At 64.5% G+C, this 26814-nt stretch carries 18 protein-coding genes; 3 read left to right on the top strand and 15 right to left on the bottom strand.

Translation table 11 applies throughout. The annotated features are described in order from the left end of the window. Window positions 1–90 precede the first annotated feature (90 nt). From MF4836_RS35940 to MF4836_RS02035, 9 genes are all read right to left on the bottom strand, one after another. Complete coding sequence (locus MF4836_RS35940) at window positions 91–2904, bottom strand: autotransporter outer membrane beta-barrel domain-containing protein (protein WP_274522622.1); 2814 nt, start codon at window positions 2902–2904, stop codon at window positions 91–93. Between the two features lie 100 nt (window positions 2905–3004). Then, entirely contained in the window at window positions 3005–4255 is a 1251-nt protein-coding gene (locus tag MF4836_RS02070) for an EAL domain-containing protein (protein WP_078468867.1), read from the bottom strand. A gap of 357 nt (window positions 4256–4612) precedes the next feature. Then, window positions 4613–5305 carry a response regulator gene (locus MF4836_RS02065; protein ID WP_020296250.1) on the bottom strand — a complete coding sequence of 231 codons (693 nt, stop codon included), beginning with the start codon at window positions 5303–5305 and terminating at the stop codon, window positions 4613–4615. Continuing rightward, on the bottom strand, window positions 5302–7995 hold the full coding sequence (locus MF4836_RS02060) for a sensor histidine kinase (protein WP_078468866.1): 2694 nt from the start codon (window positions 7993–7995) through the stop codon (window positions 5302–5304). Before MF4836_RS02060 ends, MF4836_RS02065 begins: the two co-directional genes overlap by 4 nt. Before the next feature lie 54 nt (window positions 7996–8049). Beyond that, window positions 8050–10116 carry a potassium-transporting ATPase subunit KdpB gene (gene kdpB, locus MF4836_RS02055; RefSeq protein WP_078468865.1) on the bottom strand — a complete coding sequence of 689 codons (2067 nt, stop codon included), beginning with the start codon at window positions 10114–10116 and terminating at the stop codon, window positions 8050–8052. A gap of 11 nt (window positions 10117–10127) precedes the next feature. Then, window positions 10128–10763, bottom strand: a complete 636-nt coding sequence (kdpC, locus tag MF4836_RS02050; RefSeq protein ID WP_078468864.1) for a potassium-transporting ATPase subunit KdpC — start codon at window positions 10761–10763, stop codon at window positions 10128–10130. A gap of 11 nt (window positions 10764–10774) precedes the next feature. Then, a complete protein-coding gene (gene kdpA / locus MF4836_RS02045; RefSeq protein WP_078468863.1) occupies window positions 10775–12481 on the bottom strand; it encodes a potassium-transporting ATPase subunit KdpA in 1707 nt (568 codons plus the stop codon). Between the two features lie 158 nt (window positions 12482–12639). Beyond that, window positions 12640–12738, bottom strand: a complete 99-nt coding sequence (gene kdpF / locus MF4836_RS02040) for a K(+)-transporting ATPase subunit F (protein WP_020296215.1) — start codon at window positions 12736–12738, stop codon at window positions 12640–12642. A gap of 421 nt (window positions 12739–13159) precedes the next feature. Beyond that, the gene (locus MF4836_RS02035; protein ID WP_078468862.1) at window positions 13160–14053 is read right to left on the bottom strand and encodes a LysR family transcriptional regulator; all 894 of its coding nucleotides are present in this window, start codon (window positions 14051–14053) and stop codon (window positions 13160–13162) included. Window positions 14054–14241: 188 nt separating this feature from the next. On the opposite strand from MF4836_RS02035, the gene MF4836_RS02030 reads away from it, so the two are divergent. Continuing rightward, on the top strand, window positions 14242–15258 hold the full coding sequence (locus MF4836_RS02030; protein ID WP_078469140.1) for an SDR family oxidoreductase: 1017 nt from the start codon (window positions 14242–14244) through the stop codon (window positions 15256–15258). An 86-nt stretch (window positions 15259–15344) separates the two neighbouring features. Beyond that, the gene (locus MF4836_RS02025) at window positions 15345–15911 is read left to right on the top strand and encodes a histidine phosphatase family protein (RefSeq protein ID WP_078468861.1); all 567 of its coding nucleotides are present in this window, start codon (window positions 15345–15347) and stop codon (window positions 15909–15911) included. 157 nt (window positions 15912–16068) lie between these two features. Here MF4836_RS02025 and MF4836_RS02020 read toward each other — a convergent pair whose 3' ends face one another. After that, entirely contained in the window at window positions 16069–16746 is a 678-nt protein-coding gene (locus tag MF4836_RS02020) for a type 1 glutamine amidotransferase domain-containing protein (protein ID WP_078468860.1), read from the bottom strand. Window positions 16747–16915: 169 nt separating this feature from the next. Further along, window positions 16916–17863, bottom strand: a complete 948-nt coding sequence (locus MF4836_RS02015) for an AraC family transcriptional regulator (protein WP_043228957.1) — start codon at window positions 17861–17863, stop codon at window positions 16916–16918. A gap of 335 nt (window positions 17864–18198) precedes the next feature. Here MF4836_RS02015 and MF4836_RS02005 point away from each other — a divergent pair, with 335 nt between their 5' ends. Further along, window positions 18199–19479, top strand: coding sequence for an MFS transporter (locus MF4836_RS02005; protein ID WP_078468858.1), 1281 nt, complete (start codon window positions 18199–18201; stop codon window positions 19477–19479). A 19-nt stretch (window positions 19480–19498) separates the two neighbouring features. Here MF4836_RS02005 and MF4836_RS02000 read toward each other — a convergent pair whose 3' ends face one another. From MF4836_RS02000 to MF4836_RS01985, 4 genes are all read right to left on the bottom strand, one after another. Continuing rightward, complete coding sequence (locus tag MF4836_RS02000) at window positions 19499–20866, bottom strand: MFS transporter (RefSeq protein ID WP_078468857.1); 1368 nt, start codon at window positions 20864–20866, stop codon at window positions 19499–19501. Between the two features lie 16 nt (window positions 20867–20882). After that, window positions 20883–22097, bottom strand: a complete 1215-nt coding sequence (locus MF4836_RS01995; RefSeq protein WP_078468856.1) for an MFS transporter — start codon at window positions 22095–22097, stop codon at window positions 20883–20885. 71 nt (window positions 22098–22168) lie between these two features. Continuing rightward, window positions 22169–24892 (bottom strand): AMP-binding protein, encoded by a 2724-nt coding sequence (locus MF4836_RS01990; RefSeq protein ID WP_078468855.1) that lies wholly within the window; start codon window positions 24890–24892, stop codon window positions 22169–22171. Further along, window positions 24889–26793 carry a CoA transferase gene (locus tag MF4836_RS01985; protein ID WP_078468854.1) on the bottom strand — a complete coding sequence of 635 codons (1905 nt, stop codon included), beginning with the start codon at window positions 26791–26793 and terminating at the stop codon, window positions 24889–24891. Before MF4836_RS01985 ends, MF4836_RS01990 begins: the two co-directional genes overlap by 4 nt. Window positions 26794–26814 lie beyond the last annotated feature (21 nt).

The raw sequence follows: 26814 nt of genomic DNA, 5'->3' as shown, positions 1-26814 counted from the left end.
TAGGGATTCCATGGAGGGCGACTGCCCCTCGGGTAAGGTGATGATGAAACTAAAACATCCCGCCTGCGGGGCGCACGACCTTCAGCCGGATCAGAACGCGTAACTGGCTTTAAGGGTGCCCGCGCCGCCCTCACGTTCACCGACATACCCTTGCACACCCACATCGATACTCAGGGCCTCGGCAGACGCCAGTGGGTTCATGGTCACACCCACCTCAAAGATCCCTGTGCTACCACCGAGCACGGGTTTCTCGATTGAAAGGTCGTAGGCGCTGCCTGACACATCACCTTTGAACTCATGCTCATAGGCTGCTCCCACATAAGGTTTGATTCTCTGTGTGTAGGCGTAGCTGTAACGGCTACCCAGGCGCAGACGGGAGCTGTCCGAGGTATTAAAACTCAACGTGTCTTTACCGATGCTGACCTTGTCCGCCTCCAGCCGGGTCCAGGTGTAGCGGCTGTACACATCAAGCGACTGCTGTTGATCCAGATTCAGCACATACCCCACTGCACCATGAGCACCGTAGTACTTGGACTTTTTGTTGTAGGTGCCACGAACCCCTTCGGCATCCGTCAGGTCATGGCTGTCAAAGCTCAGGTCAGCATTACCCGTACGTACCGATCCATCGAGGTACAGCCCCGCATGCCCACGGGTACTCGATGAGGGCGTTTTGTTCAGCGCAGTGCCGGCGACGTCCATATGGAACAACGCACCACCCCCGGTGTAACGCACATTGCCGGTGCCATGGACAGAGCCGTAGTCAGAGAAGCGGTTGTAGCTGTCGTAATCACCATCACCCCGCTCAGCAAAGACACCCAGGGTCACCGCGCTCTGGTCTTTGAGTTCCAGGCCGGTGGCCACGCCGAAGAGCATGTTGAAACCCCGTACATCAACATGAGAGCCCGTGTTGTAACGGCTGGAACCACCATTGAGCAGCACGAATGGCGTCAGGTTGATCCCGTCCTGCCGGGCTCGTTTGACACTTGAATCAGCGGCACCGATTGCGTAATCACTGATCAAATCAGCCCCTTGATTGGTGAAAGCAAGAGACGCTGCTCGGCCTTCCAGGAAGGCTTTTGAAGTCGGGTTGATTCGACCGGCAGGCGTAGCGTCCTGCTTGCCGTCAATGCTCAAGACGAGGCCGTCATTGCGGGTCTTCAGGCTTGCATCGTAAATGATGAAATGCCCCTGCTTGACCTGCTGGGTCGTAAGCGTTGGAGTGCCCTCGGCCTTATCGATAAGGGTCACGATGTCACCCGCATTAAGGCGATTGCCATCGTTTTCCATGGCTATCGTGTGCCGGGTGTTATCAAGCTGGACCTTGTCGGTACCGGTGATCCTGATCAAGGTGTCCTGGTTGACCACGTCCTTGGGCAAGACCCAGTTATAGGTTTCAAAGTTGTAGATGCCGGCCAGCGAGCCCCTGTAGCCATTGAGGTTGAGGGTGTTGCCGGTAAAGGCCCTGCTGTTTTGCACCGTGCCATCGCCATCAACGCTATAGCCGCCATAAACCGAGCCGGCGATCGTCAAGTCAGGGCCTTGCAGCGTCACCGTATTGTTATTGGCGTTCCCGCCCAGACCGGCGAGGCCACCGCTATCGGTATCCGCAGCGCCGCCACTGCTGTAGCCGCCGTAGATATCACCAGAGAGGGATGACGTGCCTGAGAGGACGATGCTGTTGTCAGTGACTTGACCACCGTTGCCGCCAGCATCCGCACCGGCGCCGCCGGCACTCAAGCCGCCATAGACACTGCCGCCGTTCATGCCCGCCATGCCGTCAGCACTGCTACCACTGCCGCCACTGCCGCCTGCTGCCCCCGTCAGCGTCACATTCGTGAGGAGCAAATGGTTGTTGGTGACCTTTCCTGCCGCACCGCCACTGCCGCCGGACAGGTCCAGGAAATCGAACAAACCCGCAGCGCCACCAATGCTCAGGCCGCCATACACACTGCCGCCGCCCATGCCGCCAACACCGCCCGAGGTAGAGCTTTGAACGGCTGTACCACCGTCGCCACCTTTTGAACCTGTCAGCACGACATCGGTCAAGGTCACCGAGTTGTTGTAAACATCGCCCCCACTACCGCCATCACCCTTCATGCCTCCGCCGGCGCCACCGATACTCAACCCACCATAAATACTACCGCCACCCATGCCGCCAACGCCGCCAGCGCCGTTTCCGCTGCCGCTGGAACCGCCAGTACCACCGGCGGCCCCCTCTAACAGCACCTGCCTCAGGGTTATGGAATTGTTGTAAACCGAACCACCGTTCCCACCGACACGAACCGCACCCGAACCGCCGGTGCCACCGACACTCAATCCACCATAAACACTGCCGCCGCCCATACCGCCAACACCGCCACCGCTCCCGGTTTGCAAATCCTTGCCATTGAATGCTGTTTGCCCGTCCCAGCTGTACTGGACGTTACTCACCGTCACGTTATTGCCATGTATATCGACTGCGTGAGCGCCGCCATCCGCGCCGACATCCACACCACCATAAATGACATAGGGAGCGACAAGGGTACTGCCACTCGAACCCCAAACTTCCCGAGTGGCAGCATCAGGATCGCCGACAATAACGGTGTTATTCGACACATCACTCGGCAACAGGCTGTTTTTCGGGGTTGATGTATCTCCCGTTGGATCGGCCTTCAGATCAGAAGGGCTTCCGGTATAAATGATGTCCGCAGCAGAAGCGGACATTAGAGGGGTGAATGTGGAACCTACAGATGCCACGAAGAAAAAAGTCAGGCGTATCGCAGAACCGGTGCGGTTGCGTTGAAAGTGCTGGAGGTTATATTTCATAAACATCTCATTGGAACGGATGAAAAGATAAACAATTACCAAACAATCGGCGCTTTCCAGGGTCGCTGGTTTTTGCTCGCGACAGCGCATTTCCGCCATCAAGGCTGGCGCTTATTTAATAGGAGTGAATGTTCATTCCTTGTGTGACAAGGCAGTCGCAGGCCGTAAAGACAACCACACTAAAGACAGCCAGAAGCGCTTATACACTTGGCTTAAGGGTTTTTATGGATTTGCGCTCCAGCATGAGCGCAAGGAGTTCAGCAGCAGGCTTGGGCGAATAGAAAAAATCTCCTTGAGCCAAATCGACGCCCAAGTCTTTCAAGTACGGGAGCGCGTTCTGCGTCTCGACTCCGTCGATGACCACCTTGGCGCTGACAGACTTGGCCAGCAATGACACGCTTTTAATAATCTGATCGTTGTTAATAGAGAACGAAGGTTTCAACAAACTTGAGCAGATCTTTATCTGCGTGAACGGAATGTCAGCCAGGATCTTGATCAGCGAACACCGGACATCATATCGACACAGGCACAGGCATATTCCAGCACTCACCAACACGGTGATATTTTCAATGCAGTCCAGGCTCATAAGATTGGTTTCTGCCCAAGCCACATCAAGAAATACATGTTTAAGCGGCACACCCGCGGCCTTGATGACTTTAACCAGTTCTTCGCCAAACTGCTTGTCGCCCAACAGCCCCCAATCAAGGCTATAGGAGAATGTTAACGACTCGCCAATACTGCCCAGATACCTGTGCAGCCTGAGAGCAGGGTTCAACACGCAGTAAAAAATTTCTCTCTGCAGAACAGGACAAGTAACCATTCCACCAAACTTTTCCAACACCCCCGCGCCATATTCAGGGTGCAGCCACTGCGCCACTACTTGCATGCCGACTATAGACCCTGTCCCCATACATAGCCGCGGTTGAAAGTAAGGCTGTATCTGCTTGGCCTTGAGCGCCTGGTTAGTTATATCTTCGGACAACTGCGACTCATGAAGCCCATCACCCTGCCCCGCCAAACGCCTGTTGGAGCCACAATGATCAATGACTATTTTCTTTACCGCCAGGGCCTTTCTAACCAGGCTGTCGAACCCTGCCCCACCTTCCGTCAACTCATAAAAGCAGGCATTGTACTTTTTTGACTTGACCTGCAAACTTTGAACGCCCCACTTCAGCCCTCCCCCCAGACTCTCAGACATGACAATCGAAAAAAAAGAAAGCCGTTCGCACAACGCCTTGAATACCCCAAACTCGCTTAGGGTTTTAAAAGAATCGCACACCACCAAATCTATTTTCTCTTCCGCCGGAGGCAGCGCTGCGGCCTCGACACCACCGACAACATGGATGTGTTCGACGCCAGCGGCCTCTAACTTACAAACTAACGAACTGGATCTTGAGGTACTCGAACAAAAGAGTATTACTGTTAGCGTTTTCACGTTACATGAGGTCATCTTGCGAAACTTTTTTGATCCTACGCGCAGCACCCTCCCAAGAAAATAAGAAAATTCTTATTTCTATCCTTCCCGCTATAAGTGCCTGCCGAGTCATGTTGCAGTTCAAGTCATGGGCCAGTGATACAGCAGTAACTTATCGCTTTCACCCGAGGGTTATATAGCTCGCTGCGCCACCCAACAGGCGTGCCCACCCTGGGAGTTCTCAGTGGAGAGGTCCAATGAAACCCGTCCCCCATTCAGGTGAAACGTTTTCAGTCTCCAGACCCTTGATCAACCCCAGGCAGCAACGGTATTGGCTGACCGCCCCTGGCACTCGGCCCCCTGCACCTTGCGCACAGGGGCTGCGATTGACCGCTACAGCCCCATCAGCCGATACCCCACCTGCAACTCGGTAATGAAGTGCGCCGGCTGGGCCGGGTCGGCTTCGAGTTTCTGGCGCAGGTGGGCCATGTGCACGCGCAGGTAGTGAAAGCGCTCCACATAGTCCAGGCCCCACACTTCCAGGAGCAATTGGCGATGGGTCAGGACTCGGCTCTGGCCGCGAATCAGGGCGCAGAGCAGGCGGTATTCAATGGGCGTCAAATGCACCGGCGCGCCCTCGCGGCGCACCTCGTGGGTGGCCAGGTCGACCTCGATGCTGCCGAAGGCCACCTTGCTGGTGGCGGCCGTGGTACTGGCTTGCACATGGCGTCGCAGTTGGGCGCGGATCCGCGCCAGGAGTTCCGGCACACCGAAGGGCTTGACCAGGTAGTCGTCGGCGCCGGCATCCAGCGCCGCCACTTTCTCGTCCTCGCGGTCTCGGGCCGACAGCACCAGGATCGGCACTGCCAGCCAGCCCCGCAGTTCGGTGATCAGCTGTTTGCCATCACCGTCCGGCAGGCCCAGGTCGACGATCACCAGGTCCGGCTGGCGGCTGGCAGCGTGGATCAGCGCGCGTTTCACGCTGTCGGCCTCGAACACTTGAAAGCCCTCATCCTGCAAGGCGATGCCGACAAAACGGCGAATATTGGCCTCGTCTTCGACGATAAGGATGCGCGCACTGGTCATAGGGATTCCATGGAGGGCGGCTGCCCCGCGGGTAAGGTGATGATGAAGCTGATGCCCGGGCCCGCGTGAGGCTGGGCCTCGATGCGGCCGCCGTGGGCTTCGATAATGCGCCGGCTCAAGGCCAGCCCCAGGCCGATACCGGCCACCGAAGATTCCTGCCGGCCGCGGGTGAAGGGTTCGAACAGGCTGTGCAGCGAGCTGCCATCGGGGCAGCCCGGCCCGGCATCGCTGACCTGCAGGACGATACTGTGCTGCTCCTCCCGGGCCTTGACCTGAATCAAGGTGCCGGCGGGCGTGTACTTGGCGGCGTTATCCAGCAAGTTGACCAGCACCCGTTCGAGCAACAGGGCGTCGACCTCCACCAACGGCAACTCGGGCGCCATGGCTGTGCGCACCACGTGCCGGGCCAGGGGCTCGCGCAGTTGGCGCAGGGCGCTGCCGACGATTTCCTCCAGGGAATGCCACTGCCGATTCAGGCGCACCCCGCCCTCTTGCATGCGCGCCATGTCCAGCAGGTTTTCGATCAGGCGCTGCATGGAGCTGGCCTGCTCGTGGATGCCGCCCAGCAGGTCCTGCAACGGACCCGGTGGCGCATGGGGGCCAGCGGCGTCCGCCGCGCCGATGATGGTGGTCAGCGGGGTGCGCAGGTCGTGGGAGATGGCGGCGAGCAAGGTGTTGCGCATGCGTTCGCCCTCCATCTGCACCAGGGTGCTCTGCGCCACCTCGACGTAATGCACCCGCTCCAGGGCGATTGCCAACTGGCTCATGCAGGCCTCCAGCAAGCCCTGCTCCTGGGGATCAGCCAGGCGCTCGGCTTCAGCCAGCTCCAGGACCAGCACGCCGCGCACCCGCATCGGTGCCTTGAGCGGCAGGTAGCGGCCCTTGGCGGCGGCCAGGGTGTCGGTGCCCTGGCCCGCAGGCTGGTCATGGTCATAGGCCCATTGCGCAATGCTTTCATCCAGGGCAAAGGCCCCGCTGCCGACGCCGTGCACGCTGCCCGCCAGGTCCGGCAGGGCCAGGCCGACCCGTGCGTCGAACACGCCACTGAAGGTGCGCAAGGCCACCTCGCTGATCTGCTCCACCGTCAGCGCCGCCGACAAGTCCCGCGCCAGCCGCGCCAGGGACGTTGCCCGGCGTTCCCGGGCGGCGGCGCTGCGGGCCTCGAAGCGCAGGCGTGCGGTGAGCTGCCCGGTGATCAGGGCGATGCCCAGCATCAGGGCGAAGGTGAAAAAGTACTGGGTGTCGTTGACGGTGAATGACCAGCGGGGCTGGACGAAAAAAAAGTCGAAACACAGCACAGCCAGCATCGCCGCCCATACCCCGGGGCCACGTCCGTAGCGCAGGGCAACCAGGACCACGGTGAGCAGGAACAGCATCACCACGTTGGCCAGGTCGAACACTTGCAGCAGCAGCGCCGCCAGGGCGGTCGCGCCAAAACAGGCGAGGCTGGCCCACAGATAGGCCGGGAGCCGGCTCGGCGGCAATCCGCCCTCGGCCTTGGCCACCGGCGCCGCCGTCCGCGGCATCGGGCCGTGGGCCATGACCATCTGATCGATGTGCGGGTGGTGGCGGCTGATGTGATCGCTGACCGACGGCTGCCAGAACTGCCAGACCTTGCGCGGGCAATGGCCCAGCACCAGGCGGTTGGCATTGTGCTCGCGGGCGCAGGCCACTAGGGTTTCGGCGACGTCCATGCCGCTCAGGGTCAGGGTATCGCCGCCAAATTCGGCGGCCAGGGCCAGGCTCTTCATGGCGCTGGCGTAGCGGTTGGCCGCCTGGCCCCGGCGCTGCGGACCGCTGACATGCACCACGAGCCAGTCCGCCTCGAGCTTTTGCGCCAGGCGCGCCGCCTCGCGCACCAGGCGCTCGTCGGACGGGTGCCCGGCCACGCCCACCAGCAAGCGCTCGCGCGCCGGCCACAGGGTGATGATCGAGCGCTCACGGCGGTAGTCGCGCATTTGCGCATCGACCCGGTCGGCGGTGCGGCGCAGGGTCAGTTCGCGCAGGGCCAACAGGTTGCCCTTGCGAAAAAAATTGCGCGAAGCGCGCTCAGCCTGGGGCGCCTGGTAGACCTTGCCGTCCTTGAGCCGACGCAGCAGGTCGTCAGGCGGCAGGTCGATCACCAGCACCTCATGGGCGTTGTCGAACACATGGTCGGGCACCGTCTCGCGCACGCGAATGCCGATGATCCCGCTGATGATGTCGTTGAGGCTCTCCAGGTGCTGGACGTTAAGCGTGGTCCACACGTCGATCCCGGCACGCAGCAGTTCTTCCACATCCTGCCAGCGCTTGGGGTGGCGGGAGCCGGGGATGTTGCTGTGGGCCAGCTCGTCCACCAGCAATACCGAAGGATGACGCTCGAGGGCGGCATCCAGGTCGAACTCGCTCAGGGTGGTGTCGCGATGCAGCAGGCTGCTGCGGGGCAGGACCTCAAGGCCCTTGAGGCCCTCGGCGGTGTCGCGCCGGCCGTGGGTTTCGACGACGCCGGCCACCACGTCCCGGCCCTGGCTCTGTTCGTGGCGCGCGGCGCTGAGCATGGCGCAGGTCTTGCCGACCCCGGCATTGGAGCCGAAGTAGATACGCAGTTTGCCCTGTTGCGCGGCCTGCTCCTGCTGTTGCAGTTTTTCCAGCAGCGCGTCCGGGTCGGGGCGTCCATCCGATGCAGCAGTAAAGGTGTCGATGACAGCCATGGCATTCCTTGTGAACTGCGCGGCGCCAGGGGCGGCGCCGTGCAGTCAGTCCTTTCAGACCAGGCCGAGCCCGGTCAACAGCAGGTCGATGATCTTGATCCCGGCAAACGGCACCAGCACCCCGCCCACCCCGTAGATCAGCAGGTTGCGGTTGAGCAACGCCGCCGCGCCGATCGCTCGGTAGGTCACGCCCTTGAGCGCCAGGGGGATCAGGAACACGATGATCAGCGCATTGAAGATCACCGCACTGAGGATCGCCGAGTTCGGGCTGCTCAGTTGCATCACGTTCAATGCCCCCAGTTGCGGGTAAGTCGCGACGAAAGCGGCCGGTACGATAGCAAAATACTTGGCCACATCGTTGGCCACGCTGAACGTGGTCAACGCGCCCCGAGTCATCAGCATCTGCTTGCCGACTTCCACCACCTCGATCAGCTTGGTCGGGTTGCTGTCGAGGTCGACCATGTTGCCGGCTTCCTTGGCCGCCTGGGTCCCGCTGTTCATCGCCACGGCCACATCGGCCTGGGCCAGCGCCGGGGCGTCATTGGTGCCGTCGCCGGTCATCGCCACCAGCTTGCCCTGGGCCTGGTAGTCACGGATCAGTTGCAGCTTGTCCTCGGGACGCGCCTCGGCCAGGAAGTCATCGACCCCCGCCTCCACCGCAATGGCGGCAGCGGTGAGGCGGTTATCGCCGGTGATCATCACGGTCTTGATGCCCATGCGCCGTAACTCGGCAAACCGCTCCTTCATCCCGCCCTTGACCACGTCCTTGAGCTCGATCACCCCCAGCACCTGCGGCCCGTCAGCCACCACCAGCGGCGTGCTGCCACGGCGCGCCACTTCGTCCACCCGGGCCTGCAACGCCTGGGGAAAGCTGCCCCCCAGGGCTTCGACATGGGCCCGGATCGCATCCGCCGCGCCCTTGCGCAACTGTCGGCCAGCGGGCAAGTCGACCCCACTCATGCGGGTCTGTGCGGTGAAGTGCACGAAACTGGCCTGCAGTTGTTGCAGGTCGCGGGCACGCAGGTCGAACTTCTGCTTGGCCAGCACCACGATGCTGCGCCCTTCCGGGGTTTCATCGGCCAGGGACGCCAATTGCGCCGCATCGGCCAGCTCCGCTTCCTGGATCCCGGGTGCGGGCAGGAAGGCGCAGGCCTGGCGGTTGCCCAGGGTGATGGTGCCGGTCTTGTCCAGCAACAGCACGTCGACGTCACCGGCCGCTTCCACCGCACGGCCCGAGGTGGCAATGACATTGGCCGCCATCATCCGGCTCATGCCCGCCACGCCGATGGCTGACAACAGGCCGCCGATGGTGGTGGGAATCAGGCACACCAGCAACGCCACCAGCACCGTGGCGCTGACCACGCTGCCGCTGCCGCCCATGGCCACGGCAAAGATCGAGTACGGGCTGAGGGTGACAATCACCAGCAGGAACAGGAACGTCAGGCCCACCAGCAGGATGGTCAGGGCCACCTCGTTGGGGGTTTTCTGCCGCTTGGCCGACTCGACCATGGAGATCATGCGGTCCAGGAACGATTCGCCGGGGTTGACGCTGATGCGCACCACCAGCCAGTCCGACAGCACCCGGGTGCCGCCGGTGACCGAGGAAAAGTCGCCGCCGGCCTCGCGAATCACCGGCGCCGATTCGCCGGTGATCGCGCTTTCATCCACCGACGCCACCCCTTCGATCACCTCCCCGTCCAGGGGCACCAGGTCGCCGGCCTCGATCAAGACCACCGCGCCCTTGCGCAACAGACTGGCCTCGGTCGGCGCCCAGGGGGCGCCATGTTTGGGCTGCTTGAGCAGCTTGGCCAGGGTCTGGCGTTTCATGCTGCGCAGGCTCGCGGCCTGGGCGCGGCTGCGGCCCTCAGCCAGGGCTTCGGCAAAGTTGGCGAACAGCACGGTGAACCACAGCCACAGGGTGATGCTCAGGATAAAGCCGCTGGGGGCTTCGCCAGCACCGCCCAGGGACTGCACCCACAACAGGGTGGTGAGAATGCTGCCCAGGTAGACCACAAACATCACCGGGTTTTTCCACTGGGCCTGGGGCGCCAGTTTCTTCAGCGCCTCCAGGCAGGCAGTCAGCACGATGGTGCGATCGAACAACGGTTTCTTGTTACGCATGGTTGTTTCTCTTACTCACTGGCCGCGAGGGGTTGCTGATGCAGGGCATCGAGCGCGAGGTTGAGTTGCAGCACATTGACCCGGGGCTCGCCCAACAGGCCCAGGGTGCGTTGCTCGGTATGGGCCTGAACCACCTTCAGCAGTTCGGCCTCGGGCAGCTGGCGCAGGCGCGCCACCCGCATCGCCTGAAGCTGGGCATTGGCCTGGGAGATGTGCGGGTCCAGGCCCGAGGCCGACGCCGTCACCGCGTCCACCGGCACCTGACTGTCCGCCGCCAGGCCATTGAGTTGGCGATAGGCCTGAACCCGCTGCGCCACCTGGTCCATCAGCTTCTGGCTGGTCGGCCCGAGGTTGCTCGCGCCGCTGGAGCCGGCGTTATAGGGCTGGTCGGCGGTCATGCTCGGGCGACCCTGGAAGTACTCGGGCCGGGAAAACTGCTGACCGATCAGCGCCGAGCCGATCACCAGCCCGTCGCGCTCGATCAGGCTGCCCTGGGCCTGGTGGGGAAACATCACGTTGGCCACCAGGGTGGTCGCCAGCGGGTAGCCGAGGCCGGTCAACAGCATGAAAAACCCCGCCGACACCAGCACCGGGCGCAGCAGCCCTTTGAGCAGAGGTTGGGTCTTGATTTGAGTTTGAGTCGTCATCACACAGCCCCTTATGGATACGTCTGGCCGAACAGCAATTGCAATTGCTCCACCAGCGGGCCCAGCGCAAGCGCCGGCAGGAAAGTCAGGCCGCCCACCACCAACACCACGAACACCACCAGCACCATGAACAGCGGCGTCGCGGTCGGTATGGTGCCGGCACCGGCCGGGATGTTTTTCTTCAGGGCCAGGGAACCGGCCACGGCCAGCATCGGCAGCATGGTGAAGAAGCGTCCGATCAGCATCGCCAGGCCAATGGTGGTGTTGAAGAATGGCGTGTTGGCATTGAGCCCGGCGAAGGCCGAACCGTTGTTGGCCGTGCCCGAGGTGTAGGCGTACAGCACCTCGCTGAAGCCATGGGGGCCAATGTTGTTGAGGCTTTTCAGGGTGTCCGGCCACAGCGCCGCCAGGGCGGTGAAGCCGAGGATGCTGATGGGGTGCGCGAGGACCGACAGCATGACCAGCTTGATTTCCCTGGCCTCGATCTTCTTGCCCAGGAACTCGGGGCTGCGACCGATCATCATGCCCACCAGAAACACCGTCAGCAGTGCGTACTGGATCAGGTTGATAAAGCCCACGCCGTCGCCGCCAAACACGCAGTTGAGCATCATCTGCGCCAGGGGCACGAAGCCGCCCATCGGGGTCAGCGAATCGTGCATCGCGTTCACCGAGCCGGTCGTCGCGCCGGTGGTGGTGGTGACAAACAGACTGGTGTCGGCAATGCCGAAGCGCAGTTCCTTGCCCTCCATGTTGCCGCCGCTCTGGGTCGACGACAGCATCTGGTCGGCGCCGGCCTGGGTCAGCAACGGATTACCGCCCTGCTCGGCGACGTAGACGATGCTCAGGAAGCCGATGAACATCACCAGGAACGTACCGAAGAACACCCAGCCCTGGCGCCGGCGCAACAGCATGCTGCCGAAGGTGTAGGTCAGTGCCGAAGGAATCAGCAACATGCTCAGTATGTGCAAGGCATTGGTCAGCGGCGTGGGGTTTTCGAAGGGGTGCGCGGCGTTCATGCTGAAGAAACCGCCGCCGTTGGTGCCGATGTGCTTGATCGATTCGAAGCTCGCCACCGCGCCCACAATCAACTGCTGTTGCGCGCCCTCAAGCGTCGTGGCCAGCGCCTGGGAATACAGGGTTTGCGGCATGCCCTGCCAGACATAGACCAGCGCCATGGCAAAGCACAGCGGCAGCATCACCCGGTACAGGATGCGGGTGAAGTCGACCCAGAAGTTGCCGATACCGGTGGCGTTGGAACGGCTCAGGCCGCGAATGAAACCCGCTGCCGCCACCACCCCGGAGGTCGCCCCGACAAACATCAGGAAGGTAATCACCGCCATCTGGCTGAAGTTCGACAGGCTGGTTTCGCCCGAGTAGGCCTGCCAGTTGGTATTGGTGATAAAGGAGGCCGCAGTGTTGAACGCCAGGTCCGGCGTCTGCGCCACCAGCTCCAGCGGATTGAGGGGCATGCTGCCCTGTACCCGCAGCAGGATGTAGCCCAGCAGCATCATCGCCATATTCGACAGCAGCAGCGCCGAGCCATAACGCGCCCAGCCCATGGACTCCTGCGGATCAACCCCCAGCAGGCGGTAGGTCCCGCGCTCCAGCAAGGCATGCCCCGGTGCAGTGAACACCCGGGCCAGCCATTTCCCCATCAGCACGGCAAGCCCGGTCATCAGACCGAGAATCACCGCAAATTCCAGCAGAGTGCTCAACATGTCGATGCTCCGTTCAAATCTTGCCCAAGGCGCCAATGGCCCAGGCTGTCACGCCAAAAAACAACAGGGTCAACCCCACGAACGTCAGGTCGTACATTGCCGGTTTCCTTGTTTGGGATAGCCCCGCAGGGCGAATGAAAAACGCTATGGCCGGGCCATCAGAATTTTTCTGCACGGATCAGGGCGTACCCCAGGTAGGCGAACAGAGCGACAGCGCACACGCCGCTGGCGCCGTAGATGAATTCCAGTGTTAACAAGACAGCTCCCCTTGATGAAGGCGAAAAGAGTCGTCGGCGATGTGAATTCGCAGCCTAAGACCCGCAGCCATTATTCGAAGATGGCCCCCGAAACCGGGTGCCATAAGGGGATGATCAAGGCACAGATTGACCTGACCTCCCCTGCGCAAAAGCATAAGAGAGGCGGTATCAAGGACGGGCACTGATTGCCCGGGTGGATATTAAGATGGCGTATAGATCGGGCTTGAGAGGCCGGCGCGATCAGGCTTGCGGGTGCGCAAGGCTGCGCGTTATGCCCATTGCCCGTTGAACAGGAAGAACGCGCCCGGGGTCCAGAGCAGCCCACGTCGGCCGAACACCCTGCAAGCAGGATTCACCGACGCAGCGAGGCTGCACTCTAATACCTCAAATTAACTGGAGGTCAAGCCGCCTGGAGCGGCGCTCAGCCCTGGGCACAACCCTCAACAGGCTCCACGCCCAGGGCTTCATGCAGCACCTGCTCAAGGATGGCGAAGAAACACTTTATATGGGGCTGCTTCAGCGCCTGGGGCCGGGTCACCAGGTAGACCTCCATGGCTGGAAGCTCCAGCTCCGGGAACAGCTCGACCAGGTCCTGCGCCAGGATACGGGGCAGGACAGCCACCCCCATGCCGCGCTTCACCGACTCCAGTTGGGCAGCGAACGAGTTGACGCTGAGTTGCGCCCGATCCAGGCCCGCCGCTTTGGCGGCACGCATCTGCGGCAGCATGTCCAGCGGCGGCAGCAGGGCGATATTGAGCACAGTGGCCGGGGTCACCTCGGGACAGCGCTTGAGATACCCGGCGTCGGCGAAGACCCCGTAGGAGAGCTGGCCCAAGGCTCGATAAATCAGCGAGGGCTCACCCAGGTGCGTGGTGCGGACCGCGATATCCGCCACACCGCGGGCGATTTTCTGCAAGTCGGCAGTGACCAGCAGCTCCACGGAACACCCCGGGTGCAGGGTAGTGAAACGACTCGCGGCCTCCAGCACGCTCGACGAGAACCCCTCCCCCGCGCTGACCAGCACACTGCCATGCAGCTCCGGGTGCAGCCCGGGCAGGTCCGTCGCCGTCTGACGCCGCAACCCCGCTTCCGCCGCCTGGGCGACCTCTACCAGGGATTGGCCGCGCGCGGTCAACCAGCATCCTTCAACGCCTCGTTCGATCAGGGGTTCGCCCAGGGCGGCTTCGAGCTGGGTCAGGCGGCGGGATACGGTCGACGCCGCGACACCCAGCAGCTGGCCGGCCTGCAGAAAACTGCCACGGCGCGAGACGGCCAACAGCAGACGAAGATCGTCCCAATTTGCTTGCACAGCCATACGTCCCATCCTCGATGCTTTGCATTTATGCAAAGCCATTATGCAGCAGTCGCTGTTTTTCATGAGGGGTCGCGAAGGTATATCTACCGGCCCTGGAAACTACTGGAATGGACTGTATGACCACCGGCCACAACAACCCTGTACACCCCACCGCAACCGCCTTCCCTCCGCAGGCTGCGCAGGCGGCCATGCGCAGCACCTTCGTGACCGGCGCAACCGGCCTGCTGGGCAACAACCTGGTGCGTGAGTTGGTGGCCCGGGGCTACGCAGTCAAGGCTCTGGTCCGCTCACGAAGCAAAGGCGAACAACAGTTCTACGACCTGCCGAGCGTGGAGTTGGTAGTGGGAGACATGGCCGATGTCGAGGCGTTCGCAGCGGCACTGCACGGCTGCGATACGGTGTTTCATACGGCGGCCTTCTTTCGCGATAACTACAAGGGTGGCAGTCACCGCGAGCAGTTGGAAAAGGTCAATGTCGCCGGCACGCAAGCGCTGCTGCACCAGGCTTATGGCGCGGGCATTCGGCGCTTTGTCCATACCTCTTCGATTGCCGTGCTCGACGGCGCACCGGACAGCGCCATCGATGAGACCTGCCTGCGGGCCGAGGCCGACGCCGATGACTACTACCGCAGCAAGATACGGGCTGAGCGGGTGCTCCTGGGGTTTCTTGAAACCCATCCCGACCTGCACGCCTGCATGGTGCTGCCCGGCTGGATGTGGGGACCGGGCGATAGGGGCCCGACCTCTTCGGGGCAATTGGTCAAGGATGTGGTCAATGGCAAGCTGCCCGGGCTGATCCCCGGCACCTTCTCTGTGGTCGATGCCCGAGATGTAGCCTGGGCGCTGATTGCTGCCGCCAAGCACGGACGGCGCGGCGAGCGTTATCTTGCCGCAGGTCGGAACCTGACCATGGCCCAACTGGTGCCTGTGCTGGGGCGTATTGCGGGGGTCAAGACCCCGGTTCGACGGCTACCACTGCCCTTCCTCTACGCCCTGGCAACGGTGCAGGAAGCCTACGCACGCCTGAGCGGCAAACCCATTTTGCTGAGCATGGCGACCTTGCGCCTGTTGATCCGGGAGGAGCACCGCACCTGCTTCAACCACCGCAAGAGTGAACAGGAACTGGGCCTGAGTTTCCGGGTGCTGGAGCAGACCATTGGCGACACGCTGGCCTGGTATCGGGAGCATGGCGGGTTCAAACCCTAGTCCCCTTACCGTGCGCGATAAATTCCCATCCGTCAGTGCCAAAACCGTTAATCTCGCGCCCCCGACTACAAGGACGTAAAGCAACTGTGAGCAGAGAGATAATCCTGATGCGCCACGGCCAGCCGCAGCTGGCGGCCACCGGCAACGTGTCGGCGCTCGGCATGAAAGCGTGGATCGAAGATTACGACCAGTCCGTCATCACCCGGCAACCTGCCCCCGATACCAGCAGGCAACTCGCGGCCAGGGCCAGGGTGATCGTTTCCAGCACCGCGCCTCGTGCACTCTCCTCGGCCCAGGCGCTGGGCCTGGAGCCGGTCCTGGTCGATGGGATGTTCTGCGAAGCGCAGCTGCCTTATGCCCGCTGGAAACGACCACGGCTCTCGCCGTTTACCTGGGCCGTTATCCTGCGGGTCTTATGGCTGTGCGGTTACTCGCCCAACGTCGAATCCGCCGCCAATGCCCGGGCCCGTGCCAGCCGCGCAGCGCAACGCCTGCAGTCGCTGGCCAGCGAAGGACCGGTGCTGCTGCTCGGGCATGGGGTGATAAATCGCCTGATCGCCAGGCAACTGCTGGCCGATGGCTGGACTCGCCAGACCCGCAACGGCAGCCGCTACTGGAGTGCCACGGTGTATCAGCATCGCGAGGCGAGCTAAGGCGCGGGCAAGGCACAGGTCACCCAGGGCGAGGGCGTTTGCTGGCGCTGAAGCTGTAGGTGCTCCAGCGCTTTTTCGGAGCCGTTGCGCGGCCCAGCGGGAGCAAGCTCCCTCGCCACACGTGCTTGTCTGGCCTTATCGGTGAAGCCAGCAGCCTTTAGCTCAAGCGCGCCAGCAGGGCCTTGGCCACAGCCTCGGAACTGGCCGGGTTCTGGCCGGTGATCAGTTTGTCGTCCTCGACCACGAACGGTGCCCAATCCGGTCCTTTCTCATACAGCCCGCCCAGGCGCTGGAACTCATCTTCGATCAGGAACGGCACGACATCGGTCAGTTGCACCGCCGCCTCCTCGCCGTTGGTGAAGCCGGTCACACGACGGCCCTTGATCAACGGCTTGCCATCCGCGGCCTGCACATGCCGCAGTACCCCAGGCGCGTGACAGACAAAGCCGATGGGCTTGCCGGCACGCTCGAACGACTCGATCAGGCTGATAGAGGTCCTGGACTCGGCCAGGTCCCACAGCGGGCCATGCCCACCCGGGTAGAACACCGTGTCGAAGTCCTGCTGGTTGACCGTCTCCAGCTTGACAGTGCTGGCCAGGGCCTTCTGCGCCGCCGGGTCAGCGTTGAAGCGCCGGGTCATTGCAGTCTGGAAATCGGGCTGTTCGCTCTTCGGGTCCAACGGCGGCTGGCCGCCCGCCGGCGACGCCAGCACCACTTCGGCGCCGGCATCCTTGAACACGTAATAAGGGGCGGCGAACTCTTCAAGCCAGAACCCGGTTTTCAAACCGGTGTTGCCCAACTGATCGTGAGACGTGAGAACCATCAGAACTTTCATCGCATATTCCTCATTGTCGCAGTGTCGTGCCAGGCGCCCGGACCCGAAGGGACCATGACGGGGTTGATCACCAGGCTGCTGAAGGGGGTTTGACAAGCGAACGGCGGCCGGCGTTCCGGATGATTGCCACAGCGGTCAATCGCCCAGGCAGCGCAGCGCCTGCCCAGACTCAGGTGGCGCGGTTGCCACACACCGATTTGGGCGTATGGCCAAAGTGCCGGGTAAACGCCGCCGTCAGGTTGTTCGGGTGCTGGTAACCGACCTTGTACGCCACCTCGGACACCCGATAGCCGGCGCCCAGCAGTTCCCGCGCGCGGTTCATCCGCAGCTCCAGCAGGTAACGTCCCGGGCTGATGCCGTGGACCTGGCGAAAGTATTCCTTGAGCCGGTACTCGCTGACCCCCATGGCCGCGCACAGGTAGGCGTTGTTCAGCGGCTGGTCCAGATTGGACTGCATGTACAGGTCAATGCGATCCAGGGTGTCCAGGTCCCGGGCGGTCAACTTGGCCTGGCGGCTCGGGGCCACTTCGAGGGCCTGGAGCTGCTCCGACAGCAGGCTCAAGGCATGAATGCGCTGGGTCAGGCCGTCCTGGTGGTGGATGCTCGGGCTTTTCAGGCGCCGCAGGTGCTCGCTGGGGTTGATGTCGCAGCAGGCCACCTGGCGAAAGCTTTCATGCTGGCCCAGGGCGCTGCCGAGCAGGCCCTGGCAGCGCTCCGGGCCAACGAATCGGGCCAGGGCCGACTCGGTCACCACCAGGCGCAATTGCTGGATCGGCGTGTCGGCGGCGTACACCCGCTGGCCCTGGCCCTCGCGAAAAACCGAGACCGTCGCCTGGTTGGGCTGAAACTTCATTTCCCGGCCGTTCGGGCAACGGAACTCCGACTGCCCGGACAACGCGAAGGCAATCACCAGCATGCGCTCCGCCCCCTGGTGCTGGCACAGCTCGGCGCAGATCTTGTGGGCGGTCATCTGGGACTTGATCACCGTGAACCCCGCTTCACAGTCCAGCCGCTCGACCTGATAGTTGCCCGTTCCCGCAGCGCCCTCGAACTGCGTCCAGGAGGAAGACGCCGATGAATCCTGACTGGCCCGGGCCGGGCTCGATAACTCTCGCATTTCCATTCCCTCAACGCGCGTGCCTGACTCGAACGGCCGCGCTTGCCTGGCTTCCTTGCGGTGCCACGGCGAAGCCGGCACCGATCTGATGGCAGCGGATCCGACTACAGCGCCCGGCAGACCCAAGGCCGCCAGCCGTTTCCCATAGGTTATTCACCGCCACGCACACGCAATGCTAATCATTCTCATCTCGGATTGCACTAACATACCGTCCTGACCAGCCCTATCCGCCTGCGCCACCCCGCCGCGGATGACCAGGGCGACCCTGTCATCGCCTGCCGCCCGCCCCGGGAGGCGGGCCTGCGCCTGATCCGACGCCCATAAGGAATTGTTCGATGCCGATCCCCGCTCCCCGCACCTCATGGTGGCCCCAACAGCTGTTGCTGGGCTGGCTCAACCTGGCGCTCACCGCGCCCCTGATCTACTTGTACATCGGCCTGCCTTTGGTCATGCGCCAGAACGGCTGGAGCGGTACCCAGATCGGTCTGATGCAACTGGCCGGCCTGCCCGCCATGTTCAAATTCCTCCTGGCCACCCCGGTCGATCGCTATCGGCTGGGCCGGGCCAGCTACCGCAACTGGAGCCTGGTGCTGGTGCTCGGCTACGCCGGCGCCTTGTGGCTGCTCGCGGCCCATGACCTGGGCAACACCGAGCCGCGCCTGATGTTCCTCCTGGCGATGCTGGTCAGCGTGCTCGGCACCTGGGCCGATGTGCCGCTGAACGCCCTGGCGATCCAGATCCTCCCGGAGTCGGAACGGGTCCGCGCCGGTGCCATTCGCTCCGCAGCCATGTCCCTGGGGGCGATAGTCGGCGGTGGCGTCATGTTGCTGCTGCACACCCGCGCCGGCTGGGCCTGGCCTTTCTACGTACTGGGCCTGGGCCTGCTGTCGGGGGCTGCACTGCTGCCCTGGCTCAAGCCCGGGGCCGGGCAACCCGAGGCGCCGCCCCTGGCTCGGCCCGAGCCGCTGCCGGTGCAGGCCGGCTGGCGCCAATGGCCGGGCTACTTCGCGGTGGCCGAACATCGCGTCTGGGGTTTGCTGGTGCTGCTGTACTACCCGTTCCTCGGTGCGGTGTGGCTGTACCTCAAGCCGCTGATGCTCGACCAGGGGTTCGCTGCAGACCGTATCGCCCTTATCGTCGGGATTGTCGGCGGCCTGGTCGGCGCCCTCTCCAGCATGCTCGCCGGACGCCTGACCCGCCTGATCGGCGCCAGCATCAGCCTGCCGCTGCTGGCCCTGGGCAATCTGTTGGCCATCGGTTTCCTGACCCTGGTGGTGGTGGCCGGCCTGGGTCACACCGCCTTGATCGCCGCCGCCATGCTGGTGGCCCTGGCGATGGGCGCCTCGGCCGGCCTGATGTTCGGCTTGATGATGTACCACACCCGCCCCGGGCTGGCGGCCCTGGATTACGGCATCCAGTCGAGCCTGTTCGTCGCCACCCGCACCCTGGTGCCGATCCTTGCCGGGGTGCTGCTCGACCGTCTCGGCTACTCCGGCATGTTGAGCTGCCTGCTGGTGGGCCTGACCGTGGTATTCCTCCTGGCCTGGCACAGCCGCAAGCGGATCTTCAGCCTTGACCGCCCTTCCCATCAGCCCGGGCAACTGCAGGGCTCATAAGCCACTATCCGACACTGCCTCAACCCAGCGCCCGGCCTTTGGTTTCCCGGGCCTGCAGGGCGATGGCGCTGGCCAGCAGCAACAGCCCGCCCAGCAGGATGAAAATCGCCATCGCCCCCCAGTCCCAGGCCAGCAGCCAGCCCATGCCGATGGAGCCCAGCAGGGCCCCGCTGCGGTTGCACAATGCGCCCCACGCCGCGCCCTTGCCCCGCAGTAACGTGGGGTACAGCTCGGGCGTGTAGAGGTGCAGGCTCATGTTCGCCGCGTACAGAAAAAACGAACAACTGGCCGCCAGCAGCGCCACCAGCAACACCTGCTGCGCGGCCACCGTCAGCGCAATCAAGACCAGGCTCAGACCGGCCCCCAGGTAGCCGCCGAACAGCAGCGGCACGCGGCCGATCCGATCGACGCACCCAGCGCCGGCCATGCACCCGGCAAGGCCGGCGACGTTGCTCAACAAGGCGAAGTTCAGGGCCTGCGCCAGGGATGTGGAAAACACCTCGACATACAGGCTCGGCAGCCAGATCAACAAGGCGAAATTCACCAGGTAACCGAGGAACCACAAGGCCGCGACGCTGGCCGAGGCATGCCGCAGCCCAGGGTTGAACAGTTGCCGCCAGCCCACGCTGGCCCGGCGGCCCGCGGTTGTCAGGTCCTCGACCGGCATCGGTTCGGGCACCGCGCAACCGGTGGCCCGCTCCATGTGCGCCATGCACGCCTGTGCCCGCCGGAACTGGCCTCGCGCCGCCAGCCAGCGCGCCGACTCGGGTACATAGGCGTAGACCAGCACCGCCAGAAGCAGGGGCACGCTGCCCAGCCAGTACAGCGGACGCCAGCCCATCAGCGGCAAGGCCCAGGTGCAGGCCATCCCGGCGAACATCAGGCCGCAGGGAAAGGACAGCTCATACACCAGCACAAAACGCCCGCGGACCCTGGCGCTGACGATTTCACTAAGGTACAGCGCGGCGATCGGCACCTCGGCGCCAATCCCGATCCCTTGCAGCAGGCGCCCCAGCAGCAGCCCTTGCCAATCGCTGGAACAGGCGATCAGCGCACTGAACAGCCCGGTCAGGAGCATCGCCGCCAGCAACACCGGCTTGCGCCCCACCCGGTCGGCCAAGGCCCCGGCGAACAGCGCACCAAGGAGCATGCCCAGGGTGCCGCTGCCGATAATCAGGGTGACCTGGGTCGGGTCCAGCTGCCACTGCTGCTTGAGCAGCGGCAGGGTGAAGGAAATCAGCAGCAGGTCGAAGGCTTCGAAAAAGGTGATCACCCCCAGCAACAGGCGCACCCGGGCCTGCCAGCCGACCACCGGCAGGCCCTCGATGCGGGCGTTGATCTGGGTACTCAATGACAGGTGCTCCAGGGTCTCCCGGGCGTGGGTCATGGCGCCTCTCCCCCGCTCAATCAGCCAGGGTGCCGGGCTTGCCGGCACGCAGGGAGACACAGAGTTCGAACAACAGGATGCCGATCAAGGCCTGCAACGGCAGAATCCAGCCCCCGGAATACTGATGCAGCAGGCCCATGCCCAGCGGGCCGAGCACGGCGATCATGAAACCGAAACCCTGGGCCATGGCCGACAACTGGGTGGTGACCTGCTGATCGGGGCTGCGCAGCACAAACAGCAGGGCACTCAGGGCCGGCCCTGCGCCCTGGCCGATGCCCAGCACCAAGACCGCCAGCCAGGCCAACGGCAAGGGCGCGTACAGCAGGCCCAGGCACCCCGCGAGGCACAAGCCCACGGTAGCGGCAATGTACCCACGCTGGTCCCTGACCCGGGCCGCCAGCACCGGCGCAAAATAGCCCCCCAGCACCAGGCCCACCTGGGACACCGCCAGGTACAGCGCCGCCTCGGCGACCGTGGCACCGCGCTCGACATAGATGCTCGGCAACCAGGCCAGCAAGGCGTAGAGGTTCAGGGCCTGGAAACCGAAGAACAGAGTGATCGACCAGGCGGTGCGATTCTTCAGGACCTGAATCCTGCCCCCGCTGGCCACTGCGCCCGTCGCCGCAAGCGGCTGCCCATGACCCAACTGGGGCGCCCAGAACACCAGGGCGATCAAGGCCGGGATGGCCCAGGCGCCCAGGGTCAGGTAAGCGGCGTCGACCGTCGCCCCCAAGCCCTGGTAGATCGGCACGGTCAAGCCGGCGGTCAACACCGCGCCACCGCCGAGCATCAGGGAAAACAGGCCCATCATGTGACCGATCTGGGTCGGCTGGAACCGCTTGCGCACCAGGGCCGGCACCACCACGTTCATCACCGCGATGCCGACCCCGGCGAGCAAAGTGCCGACAAACAAGCCGTGCACGCCCAGGGCCCGGACCCCGCAACCGAGCGCCAGCACCAGCAACGCGGCGAACAGCGTGCGCTCCTCACCGAAACGCTGGCGCAGGCGCACACCGACCAGGGCGAACAGGCTCAGGCAGATCGGTGGCAGCGAGGCGATCAGGGTCGCCTGGGTCGCGCTCAGGCGCAGTTCGCCGAGGATCGGCCCAACCCCGGCGAAGGCGATCCGCAGGTTCAGCGTCACCACAATAAAACCCAGCAGCAGCCACAGCTCGCCGCGCGCCGAAGCACGCGGGCGAAGCCCGGTGACGGCGGATTGTTCAACGTTCATGCAAACCTCCAGACAATGGGAAGCCGTGCGCATGGCAGGCCCATGCGCCGGTTGACAGCGGGTAGCGCGGATCAGGCCGGGGCGCTGGCCACCAGGCAGTGGATCGGCAGGCCCTTGAGCGGCTGGGCCTTGACCTCGGTAAAGCCCTGTTCCAGCAGCAGCGACTGGATAAAGCTCACCGCGTAGGTGTCGCCGCAGTCGGTCAGGCCGAGCATCTGCGCGGCGAACAGGCGTGGCAGCGGGTCCAGGGCCGGGTCGATCGCGGTGGTCATGAAGTCGCTGATCAGCAGCTTGCCGCCGGGGGCCAGCACCGCACGGGCGCGGGCGATCAACTGCCGGCATCGCTCGGGATCGAAGTGGTGGAGGATCTGGCTCATGATCACCAGTTCGTACTGGCCGGGGATCTCCACCGAGAAGATATCGCCACCAATCACCCGCGCCCGCTCGGCCACCCCGAACTGCCGGGCAAAGCCTTCAGTAACGCTGGCCACCGACGGCCAGTCGAGGCCGGTGACCTGGGCCTGGGGGTACTTCTGGGCAAAGGTGAAGCCGTAGATACCGTTGCCGCAGGCTACGTCGAGAATCCGCAGCCGCGCTTGCCGCGCCGTCCACTCATCCAACAGCGCCACCACCCGGCGCGCCGTGGTGCGGCTGGTGCTTTCGATCCCCGCAGAAAACTCCTGCCAGTACGGGTGGTCATCGGCCTCGATGTTCTGCGCCAGGGTGCTTTTGCCGGCGATCACCGCGCTTTTGAAATCGCGGAAGGTTTCCCACATCAGGTCGGCGCTGTAGACCTGGGCCAGGCCGCCCACGTATTGCAGGCTCTCGCTCAGCAGGTAGCGCCGCGACAGGTCGTTGAGGGCATAGCGCCCGTCGCCACCGACTTGCAGCAGGCCGAGGCCGGCCAGGGCCGACAGCAGGATGCGCATGCCGCGCTCGCTGGTGCCCAGTTCCCGGGCCAGGGTCGCGGCGCTGGCAGCCTGCTCGGCCAGGCCGTCGAAGACCTTGAGTTCGATGGCGGCGCGCAGGACCCCGGCGCGTTCGACACCGGTCAGGATGTCGAGGATCGGGGCGGCGCTCAGGGTCACGGGGGAAACGGATTGGTTCATGCTGTTCCTCGATAGTTCGTCACGTAAAGTTGCTTTGTCGACCTTGCCCGAAGGGGCCAGGGGAAAGGCCGGGTGCAGGCTGACGGCGTCCGGCCACTTGAAGCGTTCAAGGCCGATCTGGTGCTGCAGGAAGTGATTGACCACCTCCAGGCTCAAGCCCTGCCCGGGATCGCGCAGGACCACGCAGGCCTGGACCCAGCTTTCGCCGCCGGCGCGAGGCACGGCGACCACCGCCACGTCCAGCACCTGGGGGTGTTCGTGGAGGAGCATTTCCAGCTCCCCGGCATTGACCTTGATCCCCTTGCGCAGGATCACGTCGGATTTGCGGCCCACCACCTGCAGCCGCCCCTGCGCGTCGAGCCGGCCCTTGTCACCAGTCTTGACCCAGCCACCCGGGGCCCGGGCGCTCTGGTTCAGCTCCGGGGCGCCGTAGTAGCACAGCGGGGTCATGGGCCCGAGGGCCCAGATCTCGCCCACTTCACCCATCGGCAGCGCCTGTTGCTGTTCATCCACGATGCGGATGCCGACCACTCGCGGGTCCGGCTTGCCCACGCTGGCCACCAGCACCGAGGCCGGGTCGTCGAGGGCCGTGTGGCAGGCCACGCCATCGGCGGACCCATAGGACTGGATCAAGCGGCACCCCAGCAGGCGCTGCACGCCACGGGCGGTCTCGGCGCTGAGGGCCGAACCGCCGCTGATGATCGCTTCCAGCGCCAGGCTGCTCCCGGACCAGGGCGCTTGCTGCAACAGCGGGCTGGCCAGCAACAGGTCGACCATGTTCGGCCCGGCGTACAGGTGGGTGACCTGATGCCGGACCACCGCCCGCAACACCTCGTCCGGATCGAAACGCGGCAAGGTGACCAGGGCCCCGCCCTGGGCGGCCATCACACAGGAGGTGGCCAGGGAGCCGAACGGCGACGCCAGGGGCACGCAAAACAGGGCCCGCACCGGAGCGTCGCTGCGGCTCAGGCTGTCGAGGTAGGCCGCCTGGCCACCGAGCAGGCCGTTGTGGGAATAGGCCACCAGCTTGGGCTCCGACTCAGACCCCGAGGACGCGATCAGCCGCGCCGGGCCGTCGGCGTCGATCCGCCCCGGTTCGAAGGCCAGCCTCGGCCCGTCCCAGAGTCGATCCAGATCCAGCCAGCCCTCCCGGGCCTGGCCTTGCAGAATGCGGATGCGCAAGGCCGGCAATTGCTCGGCCAGCTCATCGATCAGTGCCCCGTAGTCGGTCTCGCCGACCCAGCGCGAGCAGACCAGGGCCTTGGCCCGGGAGCGCTGCAACAGCGATCGGCTTTCACGCTTCTTGCGGCCGATGGGAAACGGCAGGACCACCGCCCCCAGCGCTGCCACGGCCAAATCCAGGGCGCAGGCCTGCCAGCCATTGGCCAGGTTCACCGCCACCACATCGCCGGCGACCACACCCTGTTGCCCCAGGGCATGGGCCAGGCTCAGGGCGCGCTCCAGCAACTGCTGGTAATCCAGGCTGTGCTCGGCATCCGCCACCGCCAGCGCCCGGGGTTGCTGCAAGGCCAGGCGGTAAAACGAGGAGAACAGGTCGAGCCCGCTGTACAGCCCTTGCTCACGCCACTGTCGACGCAGGGAGCCGGGCACCAGATCGATAAAATCGGGGTGGTCCGGATGGCTGGCGACAGCCATCCGGGTATCAGCCAGTGAGGCGCCATTCATAAACTGGAAATCTCCCAGGGGTTGTTCACGTGTAGGTAGGCCGACTGGCGCAAGGCGCCCGCCAGCAGCGGCTGCTCGGGCAACTGGCGCAGGTCGGCAGTGACGGCCACGGCCATCAGGCCCCGGGCCTGCAACGCGGCGCAGCAGGCCTGGGTCTCCTGTTCGGCGCAGCAGCGCGCCAGGCCGGGCCCGGCCTCGAGACGGCCCAGGTAGTCGCGGCCTTCTGCGGTCTGCGCGAGGTCGAGCATCAGCCAGCCGTCGCGACAGGCGACAGCGCCGGCCTGCCCGGCCACCGGCTCAGCGGGTTCTTCGGCCAGCAACAGCGCAGCGGCGCCGGCCATGCACGAATCGAGGTAGCGGCCCCGGCCATCGCGTTGCCGGGCGTAGAGCGCCGCGACCGTGCCCTCGGCCGCAGCCACCCCGCCGAGGACGTCGATCAGGGTGAGCAGCGCCCCGCCAGCGGCCCCTTCGGGCTGGCGGATGCGCGCGGCCAGGCCGCTGTAGGCCTGGATCATGAAGTCGGTACCCGGAGGGTGCTCCGGCGTCGGCGCGGGGCCGGAGCCCGAGGCCGAGACGTAGATCAACTGCGGCATCAGCCGAGCGAGGGTCTGCGGCTGCAGGTCCAGTTGCTCATCCCGACCGGGGGCCCAGTTGTGCAGGAACACGTCGGCGTCGGCCAGCAACGCCAGCAGCTCGGCGCGCCCGCTGGCCGCTTTCAAATCGATTTGCACACACTGCTTGCCCTGATTGATCGCGTCGAAATGCGCCGAGATGTCCCCGGTCATCGGCGGCATGCCGCGCATCGGATCGCCTCCCGGCGGTTCGACCTTGATCACCGTGGCCCCAAGCAGGCGCAGCAGATGCCCGGCCAACGGGCCCTGGATCAAGCGGCAGCATTCCACCACGGTGATCCCTTGCAAGGGCAGGCCGGCCTGCTGCGGTGGCAGGCGGTCGCCGGGCAGGCTGGCGACAGGCTCCTGGGCCAGGTCGAAGCAGCGCCAGCCGCCGCCCTGGATCCAGCGCTGGAACGATGGCTCATGGCGGCAATCCTGCCAACGACGCAGGGCGCACAGCTCGGTGCCGGCCTCTTTGGCCATGGCCTGCAACGCGGCAAACCCATGGCCGCCGACCGCGCTGAACAGCGCTGCCGGCAACCAGGCCGTGGCCCGGGTGTAGCGCTGCATGAACGGTCGCCAGCCTTTGCCGGCCACGGGAGTGGCAACACCGGCCAGGTTCCAGAAACGCAGCCAGGCGTCCGGGTTCAGCGCCTCCAGTTCAAACACCACGCCATCGGCGCTGGTAAAGGGCGGCCGTGCCGCATCCGCCGGGGGCGCGGGCTCGGGCGGGTAGCCGCCGTCGGCACTGTCCATGGCCAGGTACTGACCGAGGGCCAGCAGCGCCGCCCCGCCATGGCTCATGGCGACCCGCGCCCGGGGCAAACCCCGCGCCTGCCCCACCAGGCTGGCCAGGGCCGTGGTCAGCAGCAGCGAGGCACTGAAGGTGGCGCAGTAGTCCACGCCCAGGGGTAATGGCTGGCCGGTGGAGCGCTGGTGCAGGGCCGTGATGCCGACCACCGCCTCCACCAGGGCGGCGCTGGCGTCCAGGGTCGAGGCCCCCGGCCAGGGCCGCAGGTGCAGTTCCACCTGGCGTCCGGCGTCGTCCAGCAAGCCGGGGGCCGATCGATTCAAACCCGGCCCAGGGGCTGTGGCGTCGGCCTCCAGCACCTGCCCGCCCAAGGCCTTGAGGCGCCGCCCCAGGGCCCGGGCGACCGGAGCCAGCGAAGGTGGCCAGGCCGTTGCCGGCAGCTGCAAGGTCAGGTGCTGGAGCAAGGGTTGCCCAGGGACTGTCAGTGAGACGCTCGGACTCTGGTCGAGCGCCCGGGCAGAGGAATAAAGCGTCATGGCTGCGCCTCCTGCAAGGTC

Origin of the sequence: Pseudomonas sp. MF4836 (assembly GCF_002018875.1) — a bacterium.
GTDB lineage: Bacteria > Pseudomonadota > Gammaproteobacteria > Pseudomonadales > Pseudomonadaceae > Aquipseudomonas.
The sequence above is the reverse complement of the archived record's forward strand: the minus strand, read 5'-3'. Positions and strand labels throughout refer to the sequence as shown.